Raw genomic sequence first — 13,781 nt, 5'->3', positions numbered from 1 at the left:
GATTTCTCTTTGCCGTACGACACAGAGAAATCCTAATGACCGATTTGGGTTTAACTTATTAATAAACAACCGTCTACACAAGAACTGGAAGATATGGTAGATATTTTCATGTAAACAAATAAAAAAGGGTATGCAGATAGTTGCATACCCTTTTCTATTATTTATATTACATTCGTTTACTCTGCGCGGAAGCTCGGAAGGTCTTCCTTTACGAAGTTCATGATGTACACATGCTCTGCCGTAACCTCAGCCTGCGCCATGCGAACGTATACGTTAGCGCTCTTAGAGAAGAGCTCTGCGGAGCGTGTAGCGTCCTCGAGGATGAGGAGCGACATAACGATGTCGCCAGTCATGTTGTACAGACGGCGTGCGAGGAAATCCTGCACCTCCTGGTCCTGAGCCTGCTTCACGTAATCTAGAGCCTGCTCGTAGAGCTTCACCATCTCAACGACGCGAGCCTTCAGCGGCTTCAGGTCTTCAGAAACCTCCTTCTCGAGCATCTCCTTGATGATGCCGAGGTAGGTGCCGTTGGTGATGTAGCGGATAGCGGCAACCACCTGCAGCTGTGTCGTACCCTCGTAGATAGAGAAGATACGTGCGTCGCGATACAGACGCTGACACTTGTACTCCATGATGAAGCCCGAACCGCCGTGTACCTGGATGGCGTCGTATGTGTTCTGGTTGGCATACTCCGAGTTCATACCCTTAGCAAGCGGGGTGAATGCGTCGGCAAGTCGCGAGTATTTCTTCAGTTCTGCGCGCTCCTCAGGTGTGAGCTTGCGCTCGCGAGAGATGTCCTCAAGAGCCTTGTAGATGTCTACGTAGCGTGCTGTCTGGTAGAGGATAGAACGACCGGCGTCGAGCTTAGCCTTGATGCGTGCAATCATGTCGTAAACAGCCGGGAACTTAACGATGGCTGTGTCGAACTGCTTGCGCTCGCGAGCATACTTCAGAGCCTCGTCGTAAGCAGCCTGGCTAACGCCTACCGACTGTGCGGCGATGCCAAGACGTGCGCCGTTCATGAGAGCCATTACGTACTTGATAAGTCCGAGGCGTGTAGAACCGCAGAGTTCTGCCTTTGCGTTCTTGTAAACAAGCTCGCAGGTAGGTGAGCCGTGGATACCGAGCTTGTGCTCGATGTGGCGTACTGTTACGCCGCCGTCGCGCTTGTCGTAGATGAACATCGACAGACCGCGACCGTCGCGTGTGCCTTCCTCAGAGCGCGCGAGCACAAGGTGGATGTCAGAGTCGCCGTTGGTGATGAAGCGCTTCACACCGTTCAGACGCCATGTGCCGTCCTCGTCCTGTGTAGCCTTGAGCATTACGCGCTGAAGGTCGGAACCTGCGTCAGGCTCTGTAAGGTCCATTGACATTGTCTCGCCAGCGCAGACACGCGGGATGTACTTCTGGCGCTGCTCCTCTGAACCGAACTCGTAGAGAGTCTCGATGCAGTCCTGCAGCGACCAGATGTTCTGGAAGCCGGCGTCGGCAGCCGAAACAATCTCCGAAGCCATTGAGTACGGAGTGATAGGCATGTTCAGACCGTTGTAGCGGCGAGGCATAGAGATACCCCACAGACCAGCCTGGCGTGTAGCCTCGATGTTGTCGTATGTCTTCGATGCGTAGTGCATACGTCCGTCTACGAGGTGCGGACCTTCGAGGTCTACGTCCTCAGAGTTCGGCTCGATGATGTTGGCAGCAATGTCGCCAGTGATCTCGAGCACACGCTTATAGTTCTCGATGGCGTCCTCGAAGTCGACGGGCGCATCCTCATATTTATCTTTGTCGGCGAAGTTGCGCTCCTTGAGCTCTACTACGCGCTGCATTTCCGGGTGATTAAGATAGAAATCGTACTCCGGATGGTCAGTATAAAAGTTAGCCATTACTTATTGTTTGCCTTATAGTACTTGATGAGTTTCGGAAGTACCTCCTCAACAGTGCCGGTGATTACGTAGTCGGCAATCTTGTTGATAGGTGCGTCCGGGTCGTTGTTCACAGAGATGATGATGCCAGAGTCCTGCATACCAGCGATGTGCTGAATCTGACCAGAGATGCCGCATGCGATGTACACCTTCGGGTGAACAGTTACACCGGTCTGACCAATCTGACGGTCGTGGTCGCACCAGCCAGCGTCAACGGCAGCGCGGCTTGCGCCTACCTCGCCGTGAAGCTCCTTGGCAAGCTGGAAGAGCATATCGAAGTTCTCCTTAGATCCTACGCCGTAGCCGCCAGCCACAACGATAGGAGCGCCTTTGAGGTTGTGCTTTGCAGCCTCAACGTGGCGGTCGAGCACCTTCACAACAAAGTCAGTCTCGGGCACGTACTTAGCTACGTCCGGGTAAACCACTTCGCCCTTTGCCTCGCCCTCGTAGAGAGCCTTCTGCATCACGCCGCTGCGCACGGTAGCCATCTGCGGACGGTGCTCAGGGTTGACGATAGTAGCCACGATGTTGCCACCGAAAGCCGGACGGATCTGATAGAGCAGGTTGTCGTAGTGAACACCACTCTTCTTGTCGTCGTAGTCGCCGATTTCAAGCTCCGTACAGTCGGCTGTAAGACCGCTGGTGAGCGAAGAAGAAACGCGCGGACCGAGGTCGCGACCGATAACAGTAGCACCCATGAGCGCTATCTGCGGCTGCTCCTCCTTGAAGAGATTCACAAGGATGTCGGTGTGAGGAGCCGATGTGTAAGGGAAGAGACCCTCAGCGTCGAAGACGAAGAGCTTGTCGACGCCGTAAGGCAGAATCTGATCTTCCACCTTGCCCTTGATGCCAGTGCCGGCAACTACGGCGTTAAGGTCTACGCCGAGCTGGTTGGCGAGCTTGCGTCCTTTGGTGAGAAGTTCCTGAGACACTTCCTGAACCTGAGTGCCTTCTATCTCGCAATATACAAATACGTTGTTCATTATCCAATAATCTTTTCGTCCAACAATTCCTTTACCAAGCCCTCAATGTCGGCGTCGCAGCCTGTGAGAGTCTTGCTTTCCTTAGCCTGGAACACGATGTTCTTGACAGCCTTCACCTTAGTAGGCGAACCGCTCAAGCCGCACTGCTGCGGGTCGCCGTCTACGTCGGCAACGGTCCACTGGTTGAGTGTGAGATAAGGACGCTCCTCGTAGAGGTAATTGTACTTATCCTCGGGCTTGCGCTCCATAGGAGCTGTGGCACGCTTGTACTTCATGACGAGCTTGGCGTTAGCCGGACGGCACGGAGCCGCAGAGCCAGTCACTGTAACTACGAGCGGCATCGGAGCCTCAACAGTCTCTACACCACCGTCGATGTGGCGACGGATAGTGAGTTTGCCGTCCTCGCACTTGAGGATTTCCTCTGCGTATGTCACCTGCGACAAGCCAAGCTTCTGAGCCACCTGCGGACCTACCTGCGCTGTATCGCCGTCGATAGCCTGGCGGCCACCGATCACAACGTCTACGTCGCCAATCTTCTGAATGGCTGTAGCCAGAGCGTAAGATGTAGCGAGTGTGTCGGCACCAGCAAAAAGACGGTCTGTAAGCAACCAGCCTGTATCTGCACCGCGGTAGAGGCCCTCGCGGATAACCTCAGCAGCACGCGGAGGACCCATTGTCAAAATACCTACTGTTGAACCCGGGTTCTGCTCCTTAAGACGCAGAGCCTGCTCCAACGCGTTCAAATCTTCGGGGTTGAAGATTGCCGGTAGGGCAGCGCGATTGACAGTACCTTCGGCTGTCATAGCGTCCTTGCCGACGTTTCGTGTGTCGGGTACTTGCTTGGCAAGTACAACAATTTTCAAACTCATAGTTATAATTAGTAATAAATTATAGTAAATTTTCCATTTAAATGATATGCAAAAGTAATAACTTTATGTTAATCAGCCAAATTAAGAACTCTAAAAATGCACTTTCTGCAACATGTTGCACCATAATTATGTCAAGAAATAATACGGCGGAGCAAGTTTTTTCAAAGTTAAAGCGCCGTTTATTCAACAAATATACGTAACTTTGCACCACAAATTTTCAAAACACAACATTCTTATGGGAGGCATATTTGGCACCATCTCCAAGAAAAGCTGCGTTGCAGATGTTTTCTACGGAACCGATTACAACTCACACCTCGGAACTCGCCGTGGCGGTCTCGCCATGTACAGTAAAGAGAAGGGTTTCACACGCTCTATCCACAATCTGGAGAGTTCGTATTTCAGGACTAAGTTTGAACCGACACTCGACCGGTTCGAAGGTAGCACAGCGGGCATCGGCGTAATCAGCGACACTGACGCACAACCGCTTGTAATCAACTCACACCTCGGACGTTTCGCTATCTGCACAGTTGCGAAGATTGCGAATCTGGAGGAACTTACCAAGCAATTGCTTGAGAAGAACATGCACTTTGCCGAACTCTCGCAAAGCGCCACAAACCAAACCGAACTCGTAGCCTTGCTCATTATTCAAGGCAAGACATTCCGCGAAGGTATAGAGAATGTCTTTCATCACATAAAGGGCTCATGCACAATGATGATTCTCACCGAGGATTCTATCATCTGCGCTCGCGACGCATGGGGCCGCACACCTATTATTATTGGCAAGAAGGACGGAGCATACGCTGCTTCGAGCGAGTCATCGTCGTTCCCTAACCTCGACTACGAGGAGTGCTACAACGTCGGACCGGGCGAAATCGTAGAGCTTACAGCCGACAACATGACACAGATTCGCCCTGCCAACAAGAAGATGCAGATCTGCTCGTTCCTTTGGGTCTACTACGGCTTCCCCACATCTACTTACGAGGGCAAGAACGTTGAAGAGGCTCGCTTCGACAACGGCTACAACCTCGCAAAGACCGATGACGTGGAGGTCGACTGCTGCTCGGGCATTCCTGATTCGGGCACGGGCATGGCTATGGGCTACGCTGCTGGCAAGGGTGTGCCCTACCAGCGCTGCATTGCCAAGTACACTCCGACATGGCCGCGCTCGTTCACACCGTCCAACCAGTCGATGCGTTCGCTCGTAGCCAAGATGAAGCTCATACCGAACAAGGCAATGCTTAATGGCAAGCGAGTATTGTTCTGCGACGACTCAATAGTTCGCGGCACGCAGTTGCGCGACAACGTACACGTACTGTTTGATCAGGCTGGACTGAAGGAGTGTCACATGCGCATCGCTTGTCCGCCGCTCGTATACAGCTGTCCGTTCATCGGCTTCACATCGTCGAAGAGCGATATGGAGCTTATCACACGACGCATCATCAAGAAGTTTGAAGGCGACGCCAATAAGGATCTTGAGAAGTATGCTACAACCGACTCGCCGCAGTACAAGCGCATGGTTGAGGAGATACGCTCGCAGCTGGGCCTCACCTCGCTGAAGTTCAACACCATTGAGCAGCTCATCGCAGCCATCGGACTGCCGAAGTGTCAGGTATGTACCCACTGCTTCGACGGTTCGAGCCAGTATACTCTTGAGGAGCAGGCAGACGAATAAGCGTTCTGAACGAAATACAACAATAATATAACGTGAAGAAAAATCCGTTTCGCAACATGAACAGCGACACGGATTTTTTTCGTTTCTTCAAAATACAAACACACAAATAATGAAAAAGAAAGAACTCTGCTACATCGTTATTGTAGCTGTGCTTGGCGTCTCGCTGCTGCTGAGCTTCGCCGTAGAAGTGTTACACCTCGATTTGGGCGGCTTCAGTTGGGCAGTCGGTTGGGTTTCGTCGCCGATAGCTCTCGCCATTGGCTTCGCCTTTGCGCTGCTGTTGGGCAAGGCTTTTCCCGATTTCAACAAGACGATGTCGAAGAAGATGCTGCAATACTCTGTAATCGGACTCGGCTTCGGCATGAACGTAGACAAGGCGCTCGCTTCGGGCGCCGAAGGAATGATGTTCACCATAGCCAGCGTGTTCGGAACGTTGGCGCTCGGATGGTTGCTGGGCAGAAAGCTGCTGGGCGTAGACACACAGACAAGCTACCTGCTCTCTGCGGGCACAGCCATCTGCGGCGGTTCGGCGATAGCTGCGGTAGGTCCTATCATACGTGCGAAGGCAGAGAGCATGTCGGTAGCGTTGGGCGTGGTGTTCGTGCTCAACGGCATTGCGCTGTTCCTCTTCCCCACTATCGGCGACGCACTTGGCATGACGATGAAGCAGTTCGGCATGTGGGCGGCTATAGCCATACACGACACGTCGTCGGTGGTTGGAGCCGGTGCGGCTTACGACCAGATGCACCCCGAACTTGTGGCTCAGCAGGGCGTGAGTGCTCTGGAAGTGGCTACGACCATCAAGCTGACACGTGCGCTTTGGATTGTGGTGCTTGCCCTCGTCACGCCGTTCTTCTTCCGCAAGCAGCTTGCCGCAGCCGACGGCGCCACGAAGCCTTGGTACTCTTGCGTGCCGCGCTTCATAATATGGTTCGTCGTAGCCATTCTGTTCAACACATACGTGCTGAGCAACGCCGCGCTCATCGGCGACACGGCAGCCGGCATCGGCTCACAGTTAAGCGGAGCCGTAAACAAGCTTGCGAAGAACCTCATAACGCTCTCGCTCTTCTTCATCGGAGCGTCGCTGACGCGCGAGACGCTACGCTGCGTAGGTCTCAAGCCGCTTTTGCAGGGCGTGATGCTCTGGATAAGCATCAGTCTGATAAGTCTGACTTATATATTCTGGCTATAGACACTATAGCATTAAACGCATAAATGTAGCGGAGGCGAGAGACCTCCGCTACTATGTTTTTAGTCCTGATAATAAACTCGCTTCACGCGGTTGCTGATACCGGTGAGCACCTCATACGGTATGGTGTCAATGGCATCAGAGAGCGTTGTAACGGGCAGTTCTTCGCCGAAGATGACAACCTGGTCGCCTTCCTGGCAGTCGATGTCCGTAACGTCGATCATCGCCACATCCATGCAGATATTGCCCACATACTCAGCCTTCTTTCCGTTTACGAGACAGAAGCAATGACGATTGCCGAGATGGCGGTTCAGTCCGTCTGCGTAACCGATAGGTATGGCAGCGATGCGCGAGTTGCGCGTGAGCTTGCCGCGACGACTGTAGCCTACCGTCTCGTCTGCCGGCACATCGTGTATCTGAAGAATCGTTGTCTTCAGCGTCGTCACGTTGTTAATCATCGAGTTGTCGCGCGAGTCGTAGCCATACAGACCGAGTCCGAGTCGGCACATGTCGAGCTGGCGTTCGGGGAAGTGCTCGATGCCTGCCGAGTTGTCGATATGGCGCAGAATCTTATGTGGAAACGCCGCACAAAGCTGACTGCTGCCACGCTTGAAGAGTTCGAACTGATGAGCCGAGAACTCGTCGAACGAGTCGCTGTCGCTGCCCACAAAGTGAGAGAACACCGAGCGCGGCACAATAGACGACTGGTGCTGCAGGCGGTCTATCAGTTCCGGCATATCCTTGTCGGGGTCGAAGCCAAGTCGGTGCATACCGGTGTCGAGCTTTATGTGTACGGGGAAATTGCTTATACCCTCCTTCTGCGCCTCGCGAACGAGCGCGTCGAGCAGTCGGAACGAGTAGACTTCGGGTTCGAGGTCGTAGTCGAACATGGTCTTGAACGCCGACATCTCGGGGTTCATTATCATTATGTTCGACGTGATACCGTTCTTGCGCAGCGTCACGCCCTCGTCGGCCACAGCCACAGCGAGGTAGTCTACGCGATGGTCCTGCAGCGTCTTAGCTATCTCCACCGCACCTGCGCCGTAAGCGTCAGCCTTAATCATGCACACGAGCTTTGTCTCCGGTCGCATGAACGAGCGGTAGAAGTTCAAGTTCTTCACCACGTTCGAGAGATTCACCTCGAGAATAGTCTCGTGCACCTTCTTCACAAGCAGTTCGGTGATGTTGTCGAAACCGAAGCGGCGTGCGCCCTTGATGAGTATCACCTCGTCGCGCAGCGACTCGAACACCTTGCTGTGAATGAACGACGTAACGTCGTGGAAGAAGTATTTCTCCTGAACCTTTATCAGGTCGGCATGCTCCATAATCTGCGGACCAATGCCTATTATCTTCTCAACGCCGCGCTGCACACTAAGGTCGGATACTTCCTTGTAGAGCACGTCGAGCGGTTCGCCGGTCTGGTAGATGTCGCTGAGTATGAGCGTGCGCTTGCGTCCCTTGTGATCTGGGCGACGGCTCATGAAGTCGAGCGCTATGTCGAGCGAGTTGATGTCCGAGTTGTACGAGTCGTTGATGAGCGTGCAGCCCTTCTGACCCTCTTTCACTTCGAGGCGCATCGCCACCGGTTCGAGCGACGCCATGCGCTCGGCGAGATGCTCGCGCGAGAGTCCGAGATGCAGCGCTACGACAGCCGTCGTTACGGAGTTGCGCACCGACGCCTCGTCGATGAACGGCAGCACATACTCGCCTGCCTCATCGTTATATATATAATGTATAGTGGATGTGAGTCCCTTCTTCTCCACGCTCTCCACGAAGAGCGCAGCCGAGCGGTCGTTCATCGACCACGCGAGGTTCTCGCCCTTGTAGCCTACGCTGCGCACCACACGGTCTACCACCTCGTCGTCCTTGCAGTAGACGATGGTCTTTGTGTCGTGGAAGAGCACCACCTTCTCGCGGCACTTCTCCTCGAGCGACGAGAAGTTCTTCTGATGGGCGTCGCCGATGAACGTGAGCACGGCGATGTCGGGCTGTATGATGCCGCGCAGAGCCTGCATCTCGCCCGGTTCGCTGATGCCAGCCTCGAACACTCCCACCTGGCTCTGCTCGTTGAGCAGCCATACGGAGAGCGGCACGCCTATCTGCGAGTTGTAGCTACGCGGCGAGCGCGTAACCTTCATCTCCGGCGAGAGCAACTGGTAGAGCCATTCCTTCACGATAGTCTTTCCGTTGCTGCCCGTGATGCCCACAATAGGTATGTCGTATTCCTCGCGGTGACGCTCGGCGAGTCGCTGCAGGGCGACAAGCGAGTTCTCCACTTTCAAGAAGTTTGCGTCGGCGTATGTTGTGTTATAGTCGGCAGGAACATCCTCTACGACGAAGTTGCGCACTCCGCGGCGGTAGAGGTCAGAAATGTAGTTGTGACCGTCGTTGCGTCCCGATTTCAAAGCGAAGAACAATGTCTCCTCTGCGAAACAGAGCGATCGGCTGTCAGTAAGGAGGAACCCGATATTGGCGTCTGCTGTGCCAAAGCGGTGGGCTCCGATGAGCGTTGTTACCTTTTCAATAGTATAAGTCATTTTTCCGTACTATATTTTTCGTGTGCAAACTTACTTATTTTCTCGCATATACAAGCAAAAAGTATCATAAAAATATTACAATCTATTTAATTCTTCGATATTCTTGTCCACCTTTTCAAACTTTTGCTTTCCGAAGCTATAACTGAATCGTAGCATAACTTTACGACTTTCTCCATAGCCCCAAGACGAAATATTCAAAGCATCCTTTATGCCATAGCTGTCCCAACGCTCAGTATGGAAGATATCTGTCATCAAAAGAGAAAGACGCATACGTCCATCATGCCAACTCTTGTTAAGGTCAACATCTACACTTCCAGTTGACTTGCTCACTTCATAGCTTCCACCTTGTCGCTTCGAATAGTACCTTCCTGATACTTCAAGGGTGATACAGGCAGGCAGGAAAATACTGTTGGTTGCAGACAAGAAGCAGGATGGACGCTTGTATTCATGTTTATATGTTTCGTAATCCAGTTTATTCATAAAGTAGTATAATCCTGCATTTGCACTGAACTGCCACCAAGAAGCCACGCGTTTTGAGAATATGGCATCAAGACCTATTTGTTGCTGTTTGCCTAAATTTTTCGTCGTCATGACTGTTTTGTTCTCACCATACACGTCAGTAATTGATGTAAAATAATCGTTGAGTTTGTTGTAATATAGATTCAAAGACAGGTTTCCCAATGTATAGGAAAGCATAATCTTATTGCTTATTTGAGGTTCGAGGAACGGATTACCTTTCCAATAAGTCAATTCGTCAAGCAGATACTCAAATGGATTCAGGTCTTCATAACGGGGTTTGTCCTGTCTTCTGCTGTATAGCAGAGCGATTTTGCTCTTTTCATTTATTGTATATGATGCACTCAGATTTGGGAACAATCGAAAATGACTCTGTTTGTTTGTCTCAGAATCTTGGTTCGTTTGCGATTTGAGTCTGTTGTATGTGTGCATATACTCCATACGCAGTCCTGCACTCAACTCGATTTTATTCCAAGTATGAGTGTATTGAGCATATGCCTCAAGGTTTTTCTCCTCGTAATAGAAGTTGTTTGAGCGTTGTGTGTCTATTGCACCATTCTTCTTGAAGAGAAACGTATTGTTACTATTGATAAGAGTAGTCTTGACACCTGCAAGTATTTCGTTCTGAGCATTCGGGTTGTATTTATAGTCTGCAAGAAGCGCATAGATATCAATGTCTTTATCTGGCTCAGAATAGAAAAGATCTGAACGTATAGGCATATTGGTTGCAGAGAAGTACTCATTAGGCTGCTCGCAACGAGCATTGCCATCAAAATGTGTCCAATCTGCCGAAAACGAAAACTGCATCTTTGATGATGGTCTATACTGATAATTCACGTTGTTGCTATATTGGAGGTTTTTCTGTTCAATATAGTTGTTACGTGCTTTGAGTATGTTATCCAACAGATTTGTTCCTTGATAGATTTCTGTTGTTGTCTCAGTCTCTCCTGGTCCAACAAGCACATTTACAGTGCTGTTCATAAAAAGCTTGTTCTTTTGATTAGGTTGCCACGAAAAATCAATGCCTGCAGAATAAGTGTTTCGTTTGTCTGTATCTGTCGTCTCTGAAATATTCTTGTCTCCATTTTGAACCTTTTCGTAACCATAATCCATCGAATGGTGTCCTAAACTATGATTATAGTTCAGGCCCAATTGCCATTTGTTCGTATTATAAGAAACAGCGAAATCAGAATTCTGTTTTAGATTTTCCCAATAACCAACGCTATGTGATGTCGTTACGAAAAAACCAGATGTTTCAGATGTTTTAAGAATAATATTTATTACACCGCCAGCACCCTCCGACCCAAAACTTGCATTCGGGTTATGGGATATTTCTATTTGTGATATTTTCTCAGAAGACATGGAGCGGAGATAAGTTGACAACTCGTCTCCCTGCAGCATTACTTTTCTACCATTAACATATATGGCTGTTCCACCAAGCGAAGCCAAGGATATTTCGCCCTTGTTATTCACGGAAACGCCTGGAGAATGCTTCAGAACCTCTAAAGCATTTCCGATGTCTGTAAGATATGATTGGGCAACATTAATATGAATCTTGCCGTTCGAAGAAGTTGTCATTGGACGTGATTTCCGTGCTGTGACTACAACATCTTGCAGAGAAATCTCGTCAGGTTCCAAATATATGTTCGGAATAGCGGTAGGACCTGTTATTGTTATATTCTTCTTTATCTCCTTATAACCCAAGGTCCTTATGCATAAAAGAAACTCACCTTTATGAACAGGCAAATGGAAACACCCATTACTATCAGTTACGGTTGTCTCTATTAGAACATTCTCTGGCAGAGATACCAACATGACGACAGCTGCATCAAGTCCTTTGTTTTGTTCGTCTAACACTCTTCCACCGATGCTTTCTTGAGCATTCACAGACATCGCAAAACTTATGCCTACACAAAACAGTAGCATCTTTGCAATAAAATTGCCAATCGGTAATAGTCTCTCTTCAAAGTCTGCCATAACAAAAGGATGGATTAAAAGTTATATCGCAAATTTACTAATAAAAAGGATAAAAACAAAACAATGATAAAAGCAGAAATGCCGCACTTTTTGCGGATTATTGTTCCGTAACACCCACTTCCTTCCAATCAACAAGCCCCTTTCCTTGGTCGTCGAGTTCAACGGCAAGGGCTATAACCTTACGCTTGTCGGCCTTGAACGGCTCGGTATATCGGTTGTCAACAATCTGTTTCTCCGCAGCGGCTATGCCTCCATTCTTTGCGAGTTTCAGTTCTATAACATATATGTAGTTGTCTGTTGTTACAACCATATCTATCCTGCCAGTCGCAATCATTCGCTCCACCTCCACACGGAAACCAATGGCGTTGAAGATGGTGCTCATAATCAGCCGATAGCGCTCCTCCATATCCATGCTTGCCAGCTTTTTGTTGCTGTAAGGCACATCGGCTATAAGAGCCTTCATAAACTTCTTTGCCTCGTCTGTATTGCCCATATACATGTGCATGTACAGATATGCCTGCGCCGACTGGATGTCTCCGCGCTTACGCATGGCCAACGCTGGCAGCACGGTTTCGTATAACGCCTGACGAACTTCGTGATTGGGGAATCCGAGCAGGTATAGTCCGTTCATGTATCCCTTAATCGTGAGATAACCCGACTGGTAGAGGAAGAGTTCCGCTCCGCCTCCTGTCACGTCAGATGTCTCGATGATGGTGCTGAGTATGGCGCTATGGTCGTAGTCAGTCAGCTTTATCTCCATGTCGTCTACAAACTTGAGCAGAAGCGAGGTCGCTCCCGATGTAGCCCAATAGTTCTTGATATCCTTGTCTGCCAAAGCGTTCACAAGACTGAACGGATTGTATACATCAACCAAGTTGCTACGACAGAAGTGATAGCCGTCGTAATTGGTCTTCAGTCGAGCCATCGTCTCTTCCTCTGTCCATCCGTTCGCCTCGCCCATCGCCTTCACTTCTGGACCGAAATAGTCGGTTATCTCCTGAGTGGTGATGCCGCAGATGGCTGCAAACGGCTCGTCGAAACTGATGTTGCTGAGATTGTTGAGGACAGAGAAGAGGGATATTTGCGTGAACTTCGTGATGCCGGTGATGAAGACGAAACGCTCGTACTCGTCGTCGGCTTTCAGTATGGCGAACACTTCGCGGTAAACTGCTGTACACGCCTCATGGTCGGGCGTTTTCCATGAATGCTGCAAGGGCGAGTCGTACTCGTCTATCAATATCGCTACCGACTCGCCAGTCTGCTGGCAGGCGGTCTGAATGATTGTATCGAAGCGGTCGGCTAACGAAGCGCCTTCGTGCATTGTTATACCATACTTCGCCTCTTCGCGCGAGAACGCCATGCTGAGATACGAGCGGATGGTCTTTTCCGATGCTCCAGCGCGACTCATGTCGAGCCTTATCACGGGCGACTTCTTCCATTCCTTTTCAAGTTTCATTATCTTCAGTTCTTCGAAAAGGTCGCTTCTTCCCTCGAAATAAGTCTGCAACGTATCTACAAGCAACGACTTTCCGAATCGTCGCGGACGACTCAGATAGTTATACTTCTTTCCTCTGTTGACAAGGTTCCAAACAATCTCGGTCTTGTCGACATAAGCATAGTTGTTTCTTCTTATTTCCTTGAACGATTGTATGCCAACCGGTAGTCTTCTCTCTTCAAAGTCTGCCATAACAAAAGGATGGATTAAATGTTATATCGCAAAGTTACGAATAAAAAAGGATAAAAACAAAACAATTCTTGCTATTATCTCAACGTTTTCTCATCGGACACCGAACGCAATCTGATCGGACACCGAACGCAATCCAATCGGACGGCGGACGCGATCTGATTGGGCGGCGTACGGAGCACGATGACTTTTCGTGTGCTTTTATGGAGAGAAAGCGCAATTGCAACCCTCACTTGCCGAATACGTATACGGGCAATACATCAGCATAAAACTACAGATGCAAACGAAAAGAAGCGGATTCTGATTGATAAATATCAATAAAACATAGGGATATATAATAAAATTGTTATTATGTTTGCGCAAACAACTAATTATTCATACCTTTGCATCGTCAAAAGATTAATAGATTGTTTAGGTTAGTAGTAATAGATT

8 protein-coding genes are annotated in these 13,781 nt (G+C 49.9%); 2 read left to right on the top strand and 6 right to left on the bottom strand.

What is annotated here, in order from left to right; genetic code table 11:
• Positions 1 to 176 precede the first annotated feature (176 nt).
• The 3 genes from KTQ90_RS10985 to KTQ90_RS10975 are packed head-to-tail and all read right to left on the bottom strand — an operon-like array spanning position 177 to position 3,774.
• Entirely contained in the window at positions 177 to 1,883 is a 1,707-nt protein-coding gene (locus KTQ90_RS10985) for an acyl-CoA dehydrogenase family protein (RefSeq protein WP_217318474.1), read from the bottom strand.
• Positions 1,883 to 2,905 (bottom strand): electron transfer flavoprotein subunit alpha/FixB family protein, encoded by a 1,023-nt coding sequence (locus tag KTQ90_RS10980; RefSeq protein WP_217318473.1) that lies wholly within the window; start codon positions 2,903 to 2,905, stop codon positions 1,883 to 1,885. The genes KTQ90_RS10985 and KTQ90_RS10980 overlap by 1 nt, the downstream gene beginning before the upstream one ends.
• Positions 2,905 to 3,774 (bottom strand): electron transfer flavoprotein subunit beta/FixA family protein, encoded by an 870-nt coding sequence (locus KTQ90_RS10975; protein ID WP_007903416.1) that lies wholly within the window; start codon positions 3,772 to 3,774, stop codon positions 2,905 to 2,907. The genes KTQ90_RS10980 and KTQ90_RS10975 overlap by 1 nt, the downstream gene beginning before the upstream one ends.
• A 235-nt stretch (positions 3,775 to 4,009) precedes the next feature.
• Between KTQ90_RS10975 and KTQ90_RS10970 the strand changes: the two genes are divergently transcribed.
• Positions 4,010 to 5,446, top strand: coding sequence for an amidophosphoribosyltransferase (locus KTQ90_RS10970; RefSeq protein ID WP_217318472.1), 1,437 nt, complete (start codon positions 4,010 to 4,012; stop codon positions 5,444 to 5,446).
• A gap of 109 nt (positions 5,447 to 5,555) precedes the next feature.
• Positions 5,556 to 6,638: a YeiH family protein gene (locus KTQ90_RS10965; protein ID WP_217318471.1), complete on the top strand. Its 1,083-nt coding sequence runs from the start codon at positions 5,556 to 5,558 to the stop codon at positions 6,636 to 6,638.
• A 59-nt stretch (positions 6,639 to 6,697) separates the two neighbouring features.
• On the opposite strand, the gene KTQ90_RS10960 is transcribed toward KTQ90_RS10965, so the two are convergent.
• The 3 genes from KTQ90_RS10960 to KTQ90_RS10950 form a co-directional block, all read right to left on the bottom strand.
• Complete coding sequence (locus KTQ90_RS10960) at positions 6,698 to 9,172, bottom strand: bifunctional UDP-N-acetylmuramoyl-tripeptide:D-alanyl-D-alanine ligase/alanine racemase (protein ID WP_217318470.1); 2,475 nt, start codon at positions 9,170 to 9,172, stop codon at positions 6,698 to 6,700.
• A gap of 75 nt (positions 9,173 to 9,247) precedes the next feature.
• The gene (locus tag KTQ90_RS10955; RefSeq protein ID WP_217318469.1) at positions 9,248 to 11,665 is read right to left on the bottom strand and encodes a TonB-dependent receptor; all 2,418 of its coding nucleotides are present in this window, start codon (positions 11,663 to 11,665) and stop codon (positions 9,248 to 9,250) included.
• A 97-nt stretch (positions 11,666 to 11,762) separates the two neighbouring features.
• Positions 11,763 to 13,352, bottom strand: a complete 1,590-nt coding sequence (locus KTQ90_RS10950; protein ID WP_217318468.1) for an ATP-binding protein — start codon at positions 13,350 to 13,352, stop codon at positions 11,763 to 11,765.
• Between the last annotated feature and the right edge of the window lie 429 nt (positions 13,353 to 13,781).

Source organism: Leyella stercorea, assembly GCF_019052365.1.
In the GTDB taxonomy this organism is placed as follows: Bacteria; Bacteroidota; Bacteroidia; order Bacteroidales; family Bacteroidaceae; genus Prevotella.
The sequence above is the reverse complement of the archived record's forward strand: the minus strand, read 5'-3'. Positions and strand labels throughout refer to the sequence as shown.

What these genes read in the sequence shown, in the direction of transcription:
- KTQ90_RS10985 (WP_217318474.1), bottom strand. Translation starts at nt 1,883, where the DNA reads ATGGCTAACTTTTATACTGACCATCCGGAGTACGATTTCTATCTTAAT.
- KTQ90_RS10980 (WP_217318473.1), bottom strand. Translation starts at nt 2,905, where the DNA reads ATGAACAACGTATTTGTATATTGCGAGATAGAAGGCACTCAGGTTCAG.
- KTQ90_RS10975 (WP_007903416.1), bottom strand. Translation starts at nt 3,774, where the DNA reads ATGAGTTTGAAAATTGTTGTACTTGCCAAGCAAGTACCCGACACACGA.
- KTQ90_RS10970 (WP_217318472.1), top strand. Translation starts at nt 4,010, where the DNA reads ATGGGAGGCATATTTGGCACCATCTCCAAGAAAAGCTGCGTTGCAGAT.
- KTQ90_RS10965 (WP_217318471.1), top strand. Translation starts at nt 5,556, where the DNA reads ATGAAAAAGAAAGAACTCTGCTACATCGTTATTGTAGCTGTGCTTGGC.
- KTQ90_RS10960 (WP_217318470.1), bottom strand. Translation starts at nt 9,172, where the DNA reads ATGACTTATACTATTGAAAAGGTAACAACGCTCATCGGAGCCCACCGC.
- KTQ90_RS10955 (WP_217318469.1), bottom strand. Translation starts at nt 11,665, where the DNA reads ATGGCAGACTTTGAAGAGAGACTATTACCGATTGGCAATTTTATTGCA.
- KTQ90_RS10950 (WP_217318468.1), bottom strand. Translation starts at nt 13,352, where the DNA reads ATGGCAGACTTTGAAGAGAGAAGACTACCGGTTGGCATACAATCGTTC.